The sequence below is a fragment of the Levilactobacillus wangkuiensis genome (assembly GCF_016861605.1).
GTDB classification, from domain to species: Bacteria; Bacillota; Bacilli; order Lactobacillales; family Lactobacillaceae; genus Levilactobacillus; species Levilactobacillus wangkuiensis.
The window spans coordinates 62,765-80,326 of record NZ_BOLM01000012.1; the positions used below are offsets into that span (position 1 = coordinate 62,765).

Here is a 17,562-nt window from a genome sequence, read left to right on the forward strand (position 1 = left end):
ACTTATCCGCTTAGCGGGTAAGTCGATAACGGGTCAGATTAGTTTTACTGTAGGGCATACTTCCGAATGGCGGCAGCAACACCATTTTCGGCGTTCGTCAGGGTGACCGCTTGGGCCGCTTCCTTGACCTCGTCGATGGCATTGCCCATGGCGACCCCTAAACCAGCGTATTTGATCATGGTCAGGTCGTTGCCTTGGTCACCTAAGGTCATCACGTCGTCAGCGGTCAGCCCCAACTGGGTAACCAGTTCGCCCAGGGTGCCGCCCTTGCTGGCATGATTGTTCATGACTTCAATAAAGTAGGGCGCACTTTGGACCACGCTGAAGCGCTCCTTAAAACTCTGGGGCATGTTGGCCTTAACCCGGTCAATCACGGCGGGGTCGTCAACAAACATGGCCTTAGAAATCGTCAGGTTGCGAGGGGTCTCACTGACTTCGCGGTACCGAATCAACATCCGGACCAAGTAGCTTTCCGCAATGGTGTAGGCGCTAATATTTTTGTTGGCCGTGTAGATGTAGTCGGGTGTTTCAATTTGGAAATGCGATTGCAGCTTGCGGGACAAGCTTTCCAGGTCAATGTAGTCGTCATAGGTCAATGAATGATTGGTGAGGACCTTACCCGAAATTGTTTGGGCGACGGAACCATTAAAGGTGATGGCGTATTGGTCGTCACCGCTGATTCCCATGGCGTCGAGGTAAGGTTGGACACCGGTCAAGGGCCGGCCGGTGCACAGAACGACCTTGATGCCTTGGGCTTTAGCCGCTTGTACGGCGTCAATCGTTTCTTGGGCCAGCTCGTTCTTTTCGTTGAGTAGCGTGCCGTCGATGTCAATCGCAATTAATTTGATGGTCATGGATGCGTCTCCTTTAGGTAATTAAAGTGATAGTGCGTATTTCAAAATGGCGTTTGCCACGCCGTCTTCGGCATTACTGCTGGTAACGGCATCGGCTGCGGCTTGTACCGTTGCGGTGGCGTTACCCATGGCGACGCCTAAGCCGGCGGCCTGGAGCATTGGCAAATCATTTTCGCCATCCCCGATAGCCATGGTTTCGTCAGCGGTAATGTTCAGCCGGTTGGCGAGTTCCGTGAGGGCCGCGGCCTTGCTAACGTGGTGGTTAAGGACCTCGATGAAATGGGGGTCGGTCCGAACCACGTAAAACTGGTGATGCAGTGCAGGTGGTAAGGCTTGCTCGAAGTGGTCAATGACGTCCTTTTCGTCAATGTAGACGAAGGTCAGCAGGTCCTCCCCAGCGGGAATCTTATCGGCAGGTTGGTAGTTTAATGGCAAATGGACCAGCCGACTCTCACGAATTGAGTAGGCACTGGCCGGCCGATTAGGCGTGTAAATGGCTTGGGGGGTAATCAGATGGTAATGGACCTCTGATTGATCAGCCAGGTCGGCCAGACGTTCAGCGTCGTTTAAGCTGAGCGAGTGGGTGATCAGTGGTTGCCCACTGGTGGTTTGAATCGAGGCACCATCATGGGTGATGACGTATTGGTCGTCACCGATTAAATCTAGCATCTCTAAGTAAGGCTGCACCCCAGCGAGGGGGCGACCACTGCAGAGAACGACCTTGATTCCGGAAGCGGTCGCTGCTTTGATAGCGTCGATGGTGGAGAGCGCTAATTTATTATTGGGTGTAAGTAAGGTACCATCAATATCGAGTGAAATGAGTTTAACCGTCATGCTTAGGACTCCTTGGGTCGAATCAATTGGTTGTTCTGAATGTAGGTGCCGAATTCATCATAGATGGGCTGGAAGAGCTCGGGGGCATCGTTGCCAGGGTTCAACATTTCCTTAGGGAAGAAGAACCGTTGGTCACCCGAGAATTTGCCACGAATAGCGTTGACTAGGTCGGAAACCGTGGACAGTTCTAGCAAGGTGCCATCGGGTTCCTGCAATTCAATCTGGGTCAACGGGTAGGTCATCTTCGGATCGTAGGCATCATCATAAGGTAGGTCGTAACTGTTATCGGTGGCCGTATAGTAGTCCGTGTTAAAGCCCACGGAACGAATCATTTGGCGGAGCTGCGGTAACAGCGACTTGGTGGCCTCTGAGTATTCAGCACTCTTTAGAGGCTTGCGGTCGAGGAAACGGTGGGCCAAGTCGGCCAGAATCTCGTCTGGGGATTGGCGCCAGTGGATGAAGTAGGTCGTCAAGACACCGTCGTCCAGGTTCAAATAATCTTGCAAATCAAATTCGTGGTTGAAGAACGGTAGGAGCAAATGGGGGATGAAGCTTTCATCCGTTTCGTCTGCTTGATACAGTTCGTTGGCCCGCCCCAAGAGGTGGTCCAAGATGACTTCCATGGACCGAGAAACCGGGTGGAAGTAGACCTGTTGATACATTTGAAAACGACTGACAATGTAGTCTTCAACCGCGTGCATCCCGTTCATGGCAAAGGCAATCCCGTCCTTGTAGGGCCGCATGACCCGCAGAATCCGGGTCAGATCAAACGTCCCGTATTGGGTGCCCGTGTAATAGGCGTCTCGCAGGAGGTAGTCCATCCGGTCAGCATCAATCTGACTGGAGATCATTTGGACGACCTGGGGATTGGGATAGGTCTTTTGAATCACACTGGCGACCTCGGCAGGAAAGGTTGGACTAACCCGGCGGAGCACCTGGTTGACCTCGGTTTCCGGTGAAGTCAGGATTTCAACGGTGATGGCTTCATGGTTGGTATGGAAAATATGTTCAAAGGTGTGGGAGTACGGGCCGTGGCCAATGTCGTGCAGTAGCGCGGCACATAGCGCGGTCAGCCGCTCGTTGTCATCCCAACCGCCATCTCCGGGTGTCTTGGTCGGGTAATTGCGTTGGAAATTATCACAGATCTGTCGGGTGATTTCGTAAACCCCTAACGAGTGCGTGAAGCGAGAATGTTCCGCCCCGTGGAAAATCAGTGAGGCGGTTCCCAATTGCTTGATACGACGTAGCCGCTGGAACTCGCGGGTATTGATCAGGTCGAGAATAATTTGATGTTGCACGTAAATGTAGTTGTGCACGGGATCCCGGAAAACTTTCTCCCGGGGGAGCCGTTGTTGGGCATAAGTCACACTGATTCCTCCTTGCTAGTTTGAAGTGAGCCGTGGTTGGCGGCGGACCATTTGGGCCGTGGCATGGTCGAGCGCTGTCGTGAATTTAGGCGTGGCCATCAAAGTGGCGAGCTTTTCACGACCGACGTGCAGGCCGGCCGATTCCGCCGCGGTGATGAAGCGTTGTTCAGCATCGGCGACGGTTAAGTCTTGGTGCAGTAATGCTGAAGTTGTGGTCATGACGTCAGGGTCGACGTCGGGGAAGTCCCATTTGTTCTCGGCATTCCCAAGTCCCGCCTGGTAAAAGTCCCGAATCAGTTGACCACGGGCGGGCTGATCCCCATTCACGCCCAGATACAGCATGGTGACCAGTGCATGGGGACTCCGTCGTTGGGCGATTCCGGCAATCTTATGACCGTCGACGCTCAGGTCGTAGTCGCCTGGACAGTAGGACCGCGTAATTTCATAGTGCTTCAATGTGAGCTCTGGCCAGGCAGCGTCGACCAGCGTGGTCATTTGCGCGTAGGCCGCTTCCACACTAATCGGTGGTATGGTCAGCGGGGCAAACAGCGAGACGTTTAGTACCCCGGCATCGCTGACGACGGCCAAGCCGCCAGAATTGCGGAGCACGTAATCGTAGCCATGGGCCTGAACTGCGCTGACAGCGGCTGTCAGGTCGGGAAGCCGTTTATCCTTCAGTCCCATGATAACGGTCGGCTGCATGGTCCAGAAGTGCAGTATGGGCTCCTGAAGGTCAACAACCAGGTCTAGGAGCGCATTGGTGTAACCAAAAGCTTGATTTTTATTATCAGCCGGGATCGGTGTGGTCACGGTTTGAATCGTATCTGTGGGGAGGTCAAAGGGAAACATGGCGCCCGCCTTCTTTCGTTCAGTATCTTCAACCTCTCATTATACTAGAAAACGCTTGCGCCGTCATGGTCCGGACCAGTTCTTACGTGGGGCTTAATCCCGGCGCGGGCAGTGGAAAACTGTCCGGAACAGGAAATCAAGATAATTGGTAGGCTTTCCGCTGAAAATGAACTATAATTAACCCAGACAATTCGCGGAAAGGAAGTGTGCAAATGGATCAATTATCTACGGGCGTGCCCGTCATGATTCACTTGGAGACGCACATCAAGCAAGACCAGGACGTTTCCGACTACCGCTTGGATGTGGATGGTCAGTTAGTCCAGATGGGGCACAACCTGTACTTACGGTACTTAGAGCCCAACAAAGAGACCGGTGAACAAACACCCGTGACCATGAAGTTTACCCCGGAAGGTGACGTGCATTTGACGCGGAACGCCGAGGCAGAATTACGCCTGCACTTTGTGAGTGGCAAGCGGGTCACGGCCCGGTATAACACGCCCTATGGCATGATGCCGATTGAAACGGTCACCCCTTACTTGGAAACGAGTTTTAAGGAAAAACCGTTTAGTGGCAACGTTAAAATTGATTATTTACTCTACGCAAATGATGATCTGGTCGGAAACTACAAGATTCGATTGCAATTTACGGCATAAACGAGTATCATATTTCGTAGACTGTGGAAAGGACGTGCACCAGTTTGGAATTAAAAGTCTTTGAGGGCCAGAATAAAAAGGAATTATCAATGATCGAAGTTGCTCACGCCATTTTGTCTCAGCACGGCGACGTGATGGGGTTTGCCGATTTGGCTAACGCCGTCCAATCATATTTGGGCGACAGCGACGAAGAAATTCGTGACCGGCTGTCCCAATTCTATACGGATTTAAATGTCGATGGTAGTTTCATTTCTCTGGGTGATAACCTTTGGGGACTGCGAACTTGGTATCCGTTTGAATCCATCGATGAAGCCACCGTTCACGCCGAGGAAGATGAAGATCAACCTAAGCGTAAGAAGCGGAAGAAGGTTAACGCCTTCTTGGCTGATACGACCGATGACGATGACGTGATCGATTACGACGATGATGATCCGGAAGATGACGACACCACCAGCACTTACAGTGACGATGATGACGATGACACCACCGGTTCAACGGCGCCAGATCTGGGCAAGCTCCAGACCGGCTTAGGCATCGACGACGATGATGAAGAAGATGACACGGAAGAAATTCCGGACGGTATCGAAGACCAGCTTTCCCAAATGGAAGCACCGGACGACGATGACGAGAATCTCGACTTCTCCGCCGATGACGATGAAGACGATGATGAAGAAGACGACGAAGAACAGAAATAATTTCTGAACTTTGCTTGACCTCCTGCTCAAAAGCAGGTATCATATTTTTTGGGCTCCTTGCTACTTGTAGTGAGGACAACTGGACGGTAAGCTCCCTATTCGCAATGGATAGGGAGCTTTTTTTATAGTTTTCCGACCCTAAATAATCTTACGAGGAGTTTGCACATGACCAAATATATTTTTGTGACTGGCGGCGTGGTTTCATCACTAGGTAAGGGGATTGTGGCCGCTTCCCTAGGACGGTTGTTAAAAAACCGTGGTTTAAACGTGACCATTCAAAAATTCGATCCTTACATTAACGTGGATCCCGGTACGATGAATCCCTACCAACACGGGGAAGTCTTCGTCACCGACGATGGGACCGAAACAGATTTGGACTTAGGCCATTACGAACGGTTCATCGATAACAACCTGAACAAATATTCTAACGTGACGACTGGTAAGATTTATTCGGAAGTTTTGGAAAAGGAACGGCGTGGCGATTACTTAGGCGCGACGGTTCAAGTCATTCCACACATCACTGGGATGATCAAGGAAAAGATTATGCGCGCTGGTAAGACGCTGGGCGCAGACTTTGTCATTACCGAAATTGGGGGGACCGTTGGGGATATCGAATCACAACCCTTCCTGGAAGCCATTCGGCAAATGAAGGCAGAAGTTGGCGACGAGAACGTGGTTTACATTCACACGACGCTGGTCCCAACGCTGCACGCGGCTCACGAAATGAAGACTAAACCTACGCAACATTCTGTTCGAGAATTACGGAGCATCGGGATTCAACCAAACATCTTAGTGGTCCGGACCGAAGCCCCAATCACCGACGAGATGCGGCGGAAGATTGCGTTGTTCTGTGACGTGAAGCCATCATCCGTCATCGAATCCATGGATGTGTCAACCATCTACTCGATTCCTTTGCGGTTACAAGACCAAGGGTTAGACCAAATCGTCTTGGATCATTTCCAAGTCAAGGCTCCTAAGGCAGACATGACCCAGTGGGCCGCAATGGTCGACCACATGCAAAACTTAACGCGGACCATCAAGATTGCTTTGGTCGGGAAATATGTGGCGTTGCATGATGCCTACATTTCCGTTGACGAAGCCTTACAACACGCGGGTTACCCAGTAGATGCCAACATTGATTTGAAGATGATTGACGCCGAAGAGATTACCGAGGACAACGTGCAAGACATGTTAGGCGACGCTGATGGAATTATCGTACCTGGTGGTTTCGGTGACCGCGGAATCGAAGGCATGATCACGTCTATCAAGTATGCTCGGGAACAAGACGTGCCATTCTTAGGGATTTGCCTAGGGATGCAAGTGGCCAGCATCGAATTTGCCCGCGATATTCTGGGCTACAAGGATGCCAACTCCACTGAAATGGACCCAAGCACGACGCACAAGATCATTGACCTGATGGCCGACCAAGCCGACGTCCACGAAATGGGTGGGACCCAACGGTTGGGTCTGTACCCTTGCAAGCTGAAGCCAGGCAGTGTCGCTGCCGCAGCTTACGACAACCAACCAATGGTTGAGGAACGTCACCGTCACCGGTACGAATTTAACAACCAATACCGTGAAGAAATGGCAGCCAAGGGCCTGGTCTTCTCAGGAACCTCACCTGACGACCACTTGGTAGAAGTCATTGAATTACCAAAGAAGAAGTTCTTCGTGGCAGCCCAATACCACCCAGAATTCTTGTCACGACCAGAACGTCCAGAAGGGTTATTCCGGGACTTCATCGCGGCAGCTAGTAAGGAAGTTAAGGATTAGAGTGCGGAACAGGGCGGTTAGGTCCTGAGCATTAGCGAGAAGAGGGTTTCAAGTCGGCAGAGCCGGCTTGGAGCCCTCTTTTTGCTAAGCGCAGGGACCTGCCCTGTGTAGCACGTTTCAGAGGCCGCAAGTTTCCGGACATAACGGCGAGAGCAAAGTTAACGGTTTACGCCAGTATTATCAGTAACAGCAGGGCCGGCTTGGAGCCCACTTTTTGTTAAGCGGAACCAGTTGCCCGGTAGTAACGCGTTTCAGAAGCCGCAAGTTTCCGGACATAATGGCGAGAGCAAAGTTAACGGTTTATGCCAGTATCTCCAGCAAGTTATAAACACCCACCTGTGAACAACTCCCCAAAACTAGCCAAACGCAACACGTTATCCCCAAGTGCGAGCACTTATCCCCAAGACTATCCACAACCACACACACACCGCACAACAAAAAACTGCGCCACTCCCAAAAACGAGAGTGACGCAGTTTTAAATTTACCGCTAAATTTATTCAGAACGTAAGGCGGTAGCGGCATCTTTCTTCGCCGCCATTCGAGCTGGGATGTGACCACCCAGCATCGTCAGGACGGTACTGATGATAATCAGCACGATACCGTGAACGGGGTTGAGGTGGGCCACGTTACTCAGGTCGGTGATGTTCTTCAACACAATGTTGATTGGGAACGTCAACAGCCAGGCGATGACGACACCCAGCACACCGGAACCGACACCGAGAATGAACGTTTCGGCATCGAAGACTCGGGTGATATCTTTCTTCCGGGCCCCTAAGGCTTTCAGAATCCCGATTTCTTTGGTCCGTTCCAGAACGGAGGTGTAGGTGATGATGGCAATCATGATCATACTGGTTACCAGCGAAATCCCCGCAAAGGCGACCAGCACGTAGGTAATGGCATCCATCAGCCCACCGGTCAAGCTGGAAACCGTCCCGGCCATATCGGTGTAAACCACCTTATCGGACTTGCTCTTACCCTTGTTGTACTTGTCCAAGTACGTCAACACCTTATCCTTGTTCTTAAAGGTGTTGGGGTAGATTAAAATGCTAGCTGGTGTGGTGGAGCCACCGAGGTAGCTGATCAAGGATTTCTTGGTCGTGCTATCCACAGTTTGACCCGTCATGACGTTATCGCTAGCCTTCTTTTGCGCTTTAACGATTTTGGAATCTTTATTGTCTTTAATGATGTTCTGGGTCAACTTATCACTGTAAGCAATCCCAGAAGCCAAGACGTTTTCGGAAGACTTCGCCTTAACTTTCACAATTCCCGCAATCTTGAGGGTCGTGTTATTACTGTTGTTGTACAGGGAGTTGGTGGCCTTGTTTGGCAGGTAGTTCCCAGTTGGTAAGCTTTGGTAGTAGTCGTTGTTGTTCACGATTTTCATCTTGGTGCCAACGATTTTGTTGTAGTCGAAGGTCTGGTTGTTCTTCACGGTGTATCCCAGGTTCTTCAACGCATTGATGTTGGTGGAGCCATCGCGGTCAACGATTAAGATGACGTCGTTGGCACTCTTCGGATAGGTCCCGGACACCAGCTTGTAGTGTTTCTTCAGGAAGTTGGTCCCACCATCGTTCGCACTAGGGTAAACGGAACCGCCGACCCCGGTCGAGGCACTCATCGCCGTTTGCATGGCGCTGGCACTGCTGGAGCCACTGTTATCAACGTTGGAGAAGGAGACGGTCTTTGTCTTCCCGTTGACTTGGCGCAGGAGGTTCATCCCGGTCGAGTAGGTGTACGTGACGTTTTTACTCAATTTGGTATCCAGATTTTTAACATAATTTAAGTAACTCTTGGTAAGCTTATTGGTGTGGGTCGCCTTGTCTTGTTGGCTGATCTTGGCCGTGACGACCTTCTTGTTGTTCGCCTTGACCGTATCGTTGGACTGCCCCGTGGTACTCGTGGCCGTCTGTGAAATGGTGACGGGGAACTGGGCCAGTGTGTTCGCTTGCGTCTTGTTGATTTGCGCCTGGAACCCATTGGAGAGGGCCAAGACGATGGCAATCCCGATGATCCCGATACTGGAGGCGAAGGCGGTCAGCGCGGTCCGGCCTTTCTTGGTCCGAATGTTGTTAAATGACAGCTTCAAGGCCGTCCAGAACGTCATCCGGGTCTTCTTCAATTCAAATTGTTGGGCGTCGGTGTGCTCGTCGTAGGGATTGGAATCGTGTTGAATCTTCCCATCGGCAAATTCGATGATCCGGTCGGCGTATTGGCGGGCCAGGTCAGGGTTATGCGTCACCATGATGACCAGCCGTTCCGCGGAGAGTTCCTTGATCAGCTGCATGATTTCTTCACTGGTCTCGGTATCCAGGGCACCGGTTGGTTCGTCACACAACAGAATTTCGGGCTCGTTCGCGATGGCCCGCGCAATGGCGACCCGCTGCAGTTGCCCACCGGACAGTTGGTTCGGCTTCTTGTTGATGTGGTCGGACAGGCCGACCCGGTCGAGGGCCTTTAGCGCCTTTTCCTTTTTCTCGGCGTTGGAGACGCCACTCAGCGTCATCCCCATTTCCACGTTGTCCAGGATGCTCAGGTGGCTGATGATGTTGTAGCTTTGGAAAATGAACCCGACGGAATTGTTCCGGTAGGCGTCCCAATCGGCTTCAGAGAAGTCCTTGGTGGATTTCCCCTCAATGGCAAGGTCCCCGGAGTCGTAAATATCCAGGCCACCAATGCCGTTCAGCATGGTCGTCTTCCCGGAACCACTGGGACCGAGGATGGCGACGAACTCCTGTGAACGGAACGCCACGGAAACGTCGTCGAGGGCCTTCGTGACGGAATCACCCACGTAGTAATATTTCTTAATATGTTTTAGTTCCAGCATTTTAAAATAATCCTTCCATATTTTGGCTTTCGGCTGTTGCTCAGGCTATTTTTCTGATAAAATAAACATTAATGCAACACCGTGTCTAATAGCATAAAAATAAATTGTGGTCGTGACAACCGTCAATATCGACGGATTTGTCGTGAACACAACAAAATTTATGAAAATGTTGTATACATGACAACGACAGCAATTAGCTGGCTTTTACCATACCATAAAGTGCCCACTTTCGGCACGTAATGTCTCCTTGAAATTTCGATGACTGGGGATGGGGTGAGTCGTTGCGGCAGTAGCGCGTTGTGCAATAGGAGTGAGAATTCATGGCTGGTGTGAAAAACAATCGGCGGGCCCAATACACCCAGCAGATCATTCAAGAAACCGTGCTGGGGTTGTTGGAAAATAAACCGATCAACGCCATTTCTGTGACGGAGGTCTGCGCCAAGGCCGATGTCAATCGAACCACGTTCTACCGGTATTACACCGACATTTATGACTGCGTGGCCAGCATTGAGAAAGCCTTTGTGACGGGGTTACAGCCGTTGGAAGAGTCGACACCGACCGCGGCCTTGGAACACCTGTTAACGGCCTTTTACGAGGATAAAAAGCTCAGTAATCTCGTCTTTGTTGAGGGCAAGACCAAGCTGCTCGAACGCATGCAGGCCTTAATGCGGCGCACGGGCCCGGAGCCACCGTTGATCGATGACTACCAGGGGGCCTATATTGGCGCCGGTTTGCAAAGTATCCTTAAAAAGTGGGTCAAGGACGGCATGCCCGAGACCCCACACCAATTAACGCAAATTATTATCAACACCATACTAGCCAAGAACCTATCGGAGATGCGGGATGCAGTTCTGTAGCTGCCAAATATTACAATTTGCCCGAAATACCGGGAAACAGTTGTCTTTTTGCCCGGTATTATTTATCATGGTATCTGACTGTATGGAATTACAATGGAAGATAAATTAAGTGAGGAACACATCACAATGAAGAAAATGATTATTCACGGCGGCCGACCACTCTCTGGAGAAGTGACGATCGGCGGCGCTAAAAATAGCACAGTGGCATTGATTCCGGCAGCGATTTTAGCTGATACACCGGTTCGTTTTGACATGGTTCCGGATATCCTTGATGTGCACAACTTAATGTTAATTTTGAAATCAATGAACGTGCACTCCACGTTTGAAGATGGGGTCCTCACCATTGACCCAACGGAAATCGTTGAAGCACCACTTCCGAGCAAGGCCATCAAGAGCTTGCGCGCGTCTTATTATTTTATGGGGTCCTTGTTGGGGCGGTTCCAACGGGCCACGCTGAGCTTCCCGGGCGGCGATAACATCGGGCCACGGCCAATCGACCAACACATCAAAGCGTTTAAGGCGCTGGGTGCGGCGGTTGACGAGCATGATGGCACGGTGCGCATCACCACGGGTCCCGAGGGGTTACACGGCGCACGGATTTTCTTGGACATGGTCTCAGTCGGCGCAACGATCAACTCGATTCTCGCAGCGGTCAAGGCCGTGGGAACCACGGTAATTGAAAACGCGGCGAAGGAACCGGAAATTATTGATATCGCGACCTTCCTGAATAACATGGGCGCCCATGTTCGTGGGGCCGGGACCGATGTCATTCGGATCGAAGGGGTCCCAACGTTGCGGGCCATGAACACGCACACGATTATTCCCGACCGTATCGAAGCCGGGACGTACCTGTCAATGGCTGCGGCCGTTGGCGATGGTGTCGTGGTCAAAAACGTGATTCCAGAACATTTGGAAGCTTTCACGGCCAAGATGATTGAAATGGGTGTGCCGTTGGAAATCAACGAAGACAGCATTTACGTCCCACGGTCTGAGGACTTGAAGCCGATTCAGGTCAAGACGATGCCGTTCCCGGGATTTGCGACCGACCTCCAACAGCCAATCACGCCGTTACTCTTTAAGGCGGATGGCAGTAGTGTAGTCATTGATACCATTTATCCCAAACGCATCAAGCACATTGCCGAGTTGCGGAAGATGGGCGCCCACATTCGTTCTGAAGAGGGCACCATCGTGGTCGACCCGAGTGATGATTTGATTGGGAGCGACGTTCAGGCGGGAGAAATCCGCGCCGGCGCTTCCCTGGTGATTGCTGGGCTTATGGCCGATGGTGACACGGAAATTAGCCAGGCAGATAATATTTTGCGCGGCTATGACCGAATTGTTGAAAAATTAACGGCATTAAACGCCGATGTAGAAATCGTTGATGACAGTTTAGTGGAAAACGGCCAAGATTAGCCATTGCCGCTATGTCGTTTTCATGTTATAATTCAACGGTTGACGATTAAAATCAATCTCTGATTCAGTCAATGGATCAGGGCAAAGGAGCGTATTACATTATGAAGCAAGGAATTCACCCAGATTACCACGAAGTTGTGTTCCAAGACTCAAGTACTGGTTTCCAGTTCTTATCTGGTTCAACGGCAACTTCTGACGAAACGGTTGAATGGGAAGACGGCAACACCTACCCATTGATCCGTGTCGAAATTACTTCTGATTCCCACCCATTCTACACGGGTAAGCAAAAGTTTACTCAAGCCGATGGTGCTGTGGACCGTTTCAACAAGAAGTACGGTTTATCCAACGACTAATTATAAAATTTATGATTTGTCTTACCGGTTACGGGGTTATCCCCGTGGCCGGTTTTTTGTAGAAGAAAAGAGTGCGGAGCGAGCCGCTTAGGTCCTGAGCATTACTTAGTCGGGGTTAAGCGCAGGGACCTGGCTCGCGTAGCACGTTTCGGAGGCCGCCAGGATCGGGATAGAATAGCGAGAGTCAGACTAGCGGGTTGAACAAGTATCATCACATAACCAGGCAGCGTGTCAAAACAGAACAAATACCAGTCGAAATCGGGTATCCGCTATAGGGAGAAAATGGCTGATTACCTTCCACAAACTGACCAGCCGGCTTAACAGCCCACTAAAACCCACCCACAAGCCCAACACAACGTTCTGTGGTCTCCTATGAATAATCTTGTAAAGCACTAGAAAAACCGCGTAGTGACGCTCAGAAGAGCCTGTGGACCTACCCACCGTCGTCATTTTCCGAATGAATTTGTTAATTTTCTGACACCGTCGAGCCTCAGACTTTGTTTTTGTTAGTAAAAAGGGTAGAATTCAAAGTCGTAGAGACCGAATTATTTGGGGATTGGAGTAACTAATTATGGCAGACAAAAAGAAGCAGCAGCCAAAACGTCGTTGGCGATGGTTATGGAGCACGCTGTTTGTCCTCCTGATTGTCATTTCGCTGGGCTTAATCTTTAACGAACAAATTAAAAACTGGTTGATTTCTTCCTATCAACCTAAGATCACGCGTAAGGCCGTTCAGAACAACGAGAAAAAGAAGGCCTCGTATGATTTCAGCAAGGTGAAGTCACTGGACTTCTCAACGGTAGCCAATGCCCGTTGGAACACGGCGAACATCCACGTGGTGGGGGAAATCCTGATGCCACAGTCGAAGATTCATTTGCCGATTGCCAAGGGCGTTAGCAATGAGGTCCTAGCGCTGACGGCGGGGACCATGCGGCCGGACCAGAAGATGGGCCAGGGCAACTATCCATTGGCGGGACATCACATGTCCTCCCAGTCGATTCTATTCAGCCCCCTGTATTGGAAGACCCGGGTCGGCCAGATGATCTACCTGACCAATGCTAAGACCGTCTTCGTTTACAAGGTCAGCGTTCGTAAGTTCATTCCAGCAACGGACGTGGGCGTAGTTGCCCAGACGAAGCAAAAGCTGGTCACCCTGATCACCTGTGACGCGACTGGGGCGAACCGGTTGATGATTCGGGGGAAATACATGAAGCAGATGGCCTACAAGGATGCCCCAAGTTCCGTGCAAAAAGGGTTCCATGGTGGTTTTAACAACAAATAAGGGTAAAAAATCAGTGATTTCTGTCCAAAAAGCAGAAAACGCTGATTTTTTTTACTTTTTTTGAATTTTTTTAAAAATATTTTAAAAAAAATCGCGTCAAACGGGTAATTGGCGCACAATCTAGACGTATCAAGGGTTTAGAGTGCATAGTACATAGGGTGCCCAATAGTAACTAAAGATATCGTATACTATAAAACAAAACAAAAATAGTTAGCAAATTCCGGAAAAATGCCATAAAATGTAAACTGTTTTCATTGATAAGTGTGCCTACAAACATTGTCACATAGGCATTTTAATTGTAATAGCAAACATGGTATAAATCAATTAATCGTGCATGAAAGAATTACCGAATTAGTTATTCTCCCCACAGATGATTAAGAGTGGACAAAGAACGTAAAATGATGTACTATATCCTTGTAAGGTTGATACAGAGAAAACCACCGCACGTTGGGGGAACATGATTAACTAGGGTAATCCCGCGAGGTAGTTGAACGAAGATCAGCCAATGTTGACAGAAATTTATATTTAGCCAAAAGGCTTAAAGGGGATAATAAATATGTTTAAGAAGACTTTGGGTTTCGTTGCTGTTGCTGCTGCACTGACTGGTTTGGGCTTGGCTTCAACGACGACCGCCAACGCGGATGTTGCTGCTGGTGCAACTACTGGGACTACCGCGGCTAACGTTAATTTAACTGCTGATCCTAACGGTGCCGGTGGTGTTAGCTTGGTTCAAGTGCCAACATTAACTTTTGGTGACAAGGTTTTGACTGGGTCCAAGGATACGACTACTCTGGGTGTTGCTAACAATTTGGTTGTTAAGAACGCTGGGGCTAATACTGGTTGGTCCGTGACTGTTGACGGTACTGCAATGACTTCGGGTGACGACAAACTTGCCGGTGGATCTTACGACTTGAAGAGTGCTTCAGAGAAGGCTCTTGCAGTTCAATCAGATTTCACTACGGAAGATACCAGCAACGACACAACTGCCACTGTTAGCGCTGCAACTGACTCAGTTACTGGTGATAACTTCAATGGGGTAGCTATTAATACTGGTGTTGCGACTAGTGCTCAATCAGTTATGAATGCCGCTGCTAAGCAAGGTATTGGGACTTTCAGTGCAAACTTTGGTAAGGATTCAGTTTTGAATATCCCTGCTTCAGCAGTCGCTGGTAAGTACGAATCAACCTTAACTTGGACTTTGAAGAACGCACCATTAGCTTAATCTAAATGAATTTGTTTTATGAGACGACTGAGAGGTCGTCTTTTTTATTTGCGCTTTTTTCAGATGAAGTTGCGTGATTGCCGGGATTACAGTTAATCGTTGTCTTTTAAATTGGATTGAGAAGATTGTTTTGATCAATGAAGTTATATCACTCGAGTGTTTTTAGCTGAAAATTACCTGTAAAAGATAGCTGAAGTAGAGAAACCAGCAGCCATTTTACATATGCTTTTAGTTAATGGGTGTAAAACAATAACAATTGGATAAAACAAATTAGACAATCACGTAGAAATGGGATACAAACTACTAACCAATTAACGAATCAACAAACCTAATATAGACCGACTGAATAGGAATTCAATAGATCGTTGGTGAATTGACTAATCGTTTATACACCCCTAACAATACTTTTTATAAAAACGTTTGTTACCACAGATGATTAATTGTGGACAAAAGTTCAAAACGGTGCTATTATAACTTATGTAATCAGATGAATTCATCAGATAGCTTCATATAAGTTTCATAATTTAGGTAAGTGTTGTAGTTGTGACAAGGAACAAGGACGTGAGGATGGGACAGCGATGCGATTACGAGATTTAGGTTTGCTGGTACTGAGCCTGCTGATCGTCGGTTGGGGAATGCCAACAACTGCTCGTGCGGATGATGTTCAGCAATCACACTATTCGGTAGCGTTAACCAAGCCGCCGGCAACAGGCACATCTAATGTGACTGGCGGCGGTGCGGGAGCCACTATCAATGGTAATGATGGCGATACAGTGACTGGAAACGACAATTCTGGGAGCTCATCAACATCACCCACCACGAATACTAACGGTGGTCAAGGGGCGACCGTTAGTCCTACGAATGGTAAGGCTACGCAGGCTTCACAGGTATCACACCATGTTTTAGCGGGTCGGTTGCCACAAACATCTGAAGTGTGGTTCGGCTTTAGCACATTAGCAGGCATCATCTTGTTACTGCTAGCTTGGATTGGAATTCTAGTTAAAAGAAGAAAACAACAAAATTAAGTTGAGGGAGATTTTCATTATGACTAAAAAAACTTTACAATTATTAGCTTCTGCTGCATTGGTTGCTGGGCTTGGATTCACCACTGTAACGGCTAATGCCGATGCTACTTCTGGTACTGGTTCTGTTTCAACGACTGCTAAGGTAACCTTGGATAGCAAGGGTGCTGGCGACAATGGTGATGGCGATGGCGGTAACGTTGCCGGTTCATTGGCAATCACTTCAGCTCCTGATGTTAGCTTTGCTGGTGGTACTTTAGATGGGACGACGGCACTTGATTTGGACGGGACTTTAACTAATGGGACTGATTCACATGACAAAACTGCTAAGGCCGGTGCCGTTACCGTTGTTGACCCTGGTACTGCCAGTGGTTGGACGGTTCAAGTTTCTAACACCAAGATGGCTAATACAGACTCAACCCAAACTGGTACTGCATCCATGATCCAAGGTGGGAAGATTAACTTCACTAATGCGGCACTGGCTTCTAAGGACAGTGGGACTGATGCTGGTGTTACGTTACAAGGTAACGCAGATGCCAACGCACTTTCCTTGAACACGGAAAGTACTGAAAATGTTCCTGTTTACAACGCTGCTAAAGGTAGCGGTGTTGGTACTTGGACTGATACTTTCTCCAAGGCTAACTTGACTGTACCTGCTGGTAACGTTAAGGGTTCATACACGTCAACCTTAACTTGGACTTTGAATAACACCCCTCAAGCTTAATCGCTCAGCAGTCTAGAATGAAAAGGGGGGCTGCGCAGTGACTAGATGGACATCGGTTGTAGTGGCTTCGTTAGCCCTCGCAACGTTCACCATGAGTGCAACAGCGACAGCTCAAGCTAACGCTAGAAGCGGTGGCGGAGATCAAACGACGACTGCTAAAGTGACTTTAGTGGGTGGCGATACCTCTAAGCCGGTTAGCCCCAAAGATCCAGACGGGTCTGGCGGTGAGTTCCCGGGTGATACCCTTGATCCTGACAACAAAGGGACCGGGTCGACCGGAGATTTGACCATTGATTATGCGTCGAACCTAGTGTTTGATGAGAATAGTTATGCGGACGGTTTAATTACCGCCACGGCTACCAATAATCGGGCCTTTGTTCAGGTCAGTGATCGGCGGTACACCGGTGATGGTTGGCAATTGATGCTGACACCGAGCGTTCTGACGGGGCAATCGGACAACCAGAAGATTTATGGTGACGGTGCCTCAGTTGAAATGGGTGTGACCAAGTTTCTGGCTTCCGGCGCGACCGTTAGTCAGTATCCGCATGTCACCACGGCCAGTACGACCCGGTTACCCCTGGGTGAGATGGCCAAGGTCGGACAGGCCGATGCCGGTACTGGACTAGGAACCTGGATCTATCGCTTGAACTACGACACCACTGCACCAACAAAATTGTTAGTAAACGGCAGTCACGTCTCCGAGACACAGACCTATACAGGTGTGATGACGTGGACCTTGACTGACTCACTACATTAAAAATGCCCCAATTGTCAAATCAAGTGCAACACAGGACAGTAAGGCGTAAGCATAACCGGATGCATGTTCTTGAAGACCTGTG

General features: G+C 49.5%; 16 protein-coding genes. 11 read left to right on the top strand and 5 right to left on the bottom strand.

Annotated elements, in window-relative coordinates; genetic code table 11:
* Window positions 1-44: 44 nt before the first annotated feature.
* Genes yidA through JUF13_RS09640 form a run of 4 tightly spaced genes read right to left on the bottom strand, consistent with a single transcriptional unit; the run spans window position 45 to window position 3,904 of the window.
* Window positions 45-854 (bottom strand): sugar-phosphatase, encoded by an 810-nt coding sequence (gene yidA / locus JUF13_RS09625; protein WP_203639472.1) that lies wholly within the window; start codon window positions 852-854, stop codon window positions 45-47.
* A 21-nt stretch (window positions 855-875) separates the two neighbouring features.
* Entirely contained in the window at window positions 876-1,688 is an 813-nt protein-coding gene (locus tag JUF13_RS09630) for a Cof-type HAD-IIB family hydrolase (protein WP_203639474.1), read from the bottom strand.
* 2 nt (window positions 1,689-1,690) lie between these two features.
* Window positions 1,691-3,055: an HD domain-containing protein gene (locus tag JUF13_RS09635; RefSeq protein ID WP_308439871.1), complete on the bottom strand. Its 1,365-nt coding sequence runs from the start codon at window positions 3,053-3,055 to the stop codon at window positions 1,691-1,693.
* Between the two features lie 15 nt (window positions 3,056-3,070).
* Complete coding sequence (locus JUF13_RS09640; protein ID WP_203639476.1) at window positions 3,071-3,904, bottom strand: lipoate--protein ligase family protein; 834 nt, start codon at window positions 3,902-3,904, stop codon at window positions 3,071-3,073.
* Between the two features lie 212 nt (window positions 3,905-4,116).
* Here JUF13_RS09640 and JUF13_RS09645 point away from each other — a divergent pair, with 212 nt between their 5' ends.
* The 3 genes from JUF13_RS09645 to pyrG all read left to right on the top strand — a co-directional run bounded on the left by JUF13_RS09645 (window position 4,117) and on the right by pyrG (window position 7,025).
* Complete coding sequence (locus JUF13_RS09645; protein ID WP_125765480.1) at window positions 4,117-4,557, top strand: YwiB family protein; 441 nt, start codon at window positions 4,117-4,119, stop codon at window positions 4,555-4,557.
* A 44-nt stretch (window positions 4,558-4,601) separates the two neighbouring features.
* On the top strand, window positions 4,602-5,252 hold the full coding sequence (rpoE, locus tag JUF13_RS09650; RefSeq protein ID WP_203639478.1) for a DNA-directed RNA polymerase subunit delta: 651 nt from the start codon (window positions 4,602-4,604) through the stop codon (window positions 5,250-5,252).
* Between the two features lie 165 nt (window positions 5,253-5,417).
* Window positions 5,418-7,025, top strand: a complete 1,608-nt coding sequence (gene pyrG / locus JUF13_RS09655; protein WP_125765482.1) for a CTP synthase — start codon at window positions 5,418-5,420, stop codon at window positions 7,023-7,025.
* A gap of 494 nt (window positions 7,026-7,519) precedes the next feature.
* On the opposite strand, the gene JUF13_RS09660 is transcribed toward pyrG, so the two are convergent.
* Complete coding sequence (locus tag JUF13_RS09660; RefSeq protein ID WP_203639480.1) at window positions 7,520-9,850, bottom strand: ABC transporter ATP-binding protein/permease; 2,331 nt, start codon at window positions 9,848-9,850, stop codon at window positions 7,520-7,522.
* Window positions 9,851-10,170: 320 nt separating this feature from the next.
* On the opposite strand from JUF13_RS09660, the gene JUF13_RS09665 reads away from it, so the two are divergent.
* The 8 genes from JUF13_RS09665 to JUF13_RS09700 all read left to right on the top strand — a co-directional run bounded on the left by JUF13_RS09665 (window position 10,171) and on the right by JUF13_RS09700 (window position 17,480).
* Entirely contained in the window at window positions 10,171-10,707 is a 537-nt protein-coding gene (locus JUF13_RS09665) for a TetR/AcrR family transcriptional regulator (protein ID WP_203639482.1), read from the top strand.
* 126 nt (window positions 10,708-10,833) lie between these two features.
* Window positions 10,834-12,120, top strand: coding sequence for a UDP-N-acetylglucosamine 1-carboxyvinyltransferase (gene murA / locus JUF13_RS09670; protein ID WP_203639484.1), 1,287 nt, complete (start codon window positions 10,834-10,836; stop codon window positions 12,118-12,120).
* Window positions 12,121-12,221: 101 nt separating this feature from the next.
* Window positions 12,222-12,473: a type B 50S ribosomal protein L31 gene (locus JUF13_RS09675; RefSeq protein ID WP_125765486.1), complete on the top strand. Its 252-nt coding sequence runs from the start codon at window positions 12,222-12,224 to the stop codon at window positions 12,471-12,473.
* 571 nt (window positions 12,474-13,044) lie between these two features.
* Window positions 13,045-13,755 carry a class A sortase gene (locus tag JUF13_RS09680; protein WP_203639486.1) on the top strand — a complete coding sequence of 237 codons (711 nt, stop codon included), beginning with the start codon at window positions 13,045-13,047 and terminating at the stop codon, window positions 13,753-13,755.
* Between the two features lie 556 nt (window positions 13,756-14,311).
* Window positions 14,312-14,977 carry a WxL domain-containing protein gene (locus JUF13_RS09685; protein ID WP_203639488.1) on the top strand — a complete coding sequence of 222 codons (666 nt, stop codon included), beginning with the start codon at window positions 14,312-14,314 and terminating at the stop codon, window positions 14,975-14,977.
* A gap of 578 nt (window positions 14,978-15,555) precedes the next feature.
* Complete coding sequence (locus tag JUF13_RS09690; protein ID WP_203639490.1) at window positions 15,556-16,002, top strand: LPXTG cell wall anchor domain-containing protein; 447 nt, start codon at window positions 15,556-15,558, stop codon at window positions 16,000-16,002.
* A 19-nt stretch (window positions 16,003-16,021) separates the two neighbouring features.
* Entirely contained in the window at window positions 16,022-16,723 is a 702-nt protein-coding gene (locus JUF13_RS09695) for a WxL domain-containing protein (protein WP_203639493.1), read from the top strand.
* A 37-nt stretch (window positions 16,724-16,760) separates the two neighbouring features.
* Window positions 16,761-17,480, top strand: a complete 720-nt coding sequence (locus JUF13_RS09700; protein ID WP_203639495.1) for a WxL domain-containing protein — start codon at window positions 16,761-16,763, stop codon at window positions 17,478-17,480.
* Window positions 17,481-17,562: the final 82 nt, after the last annotated feature.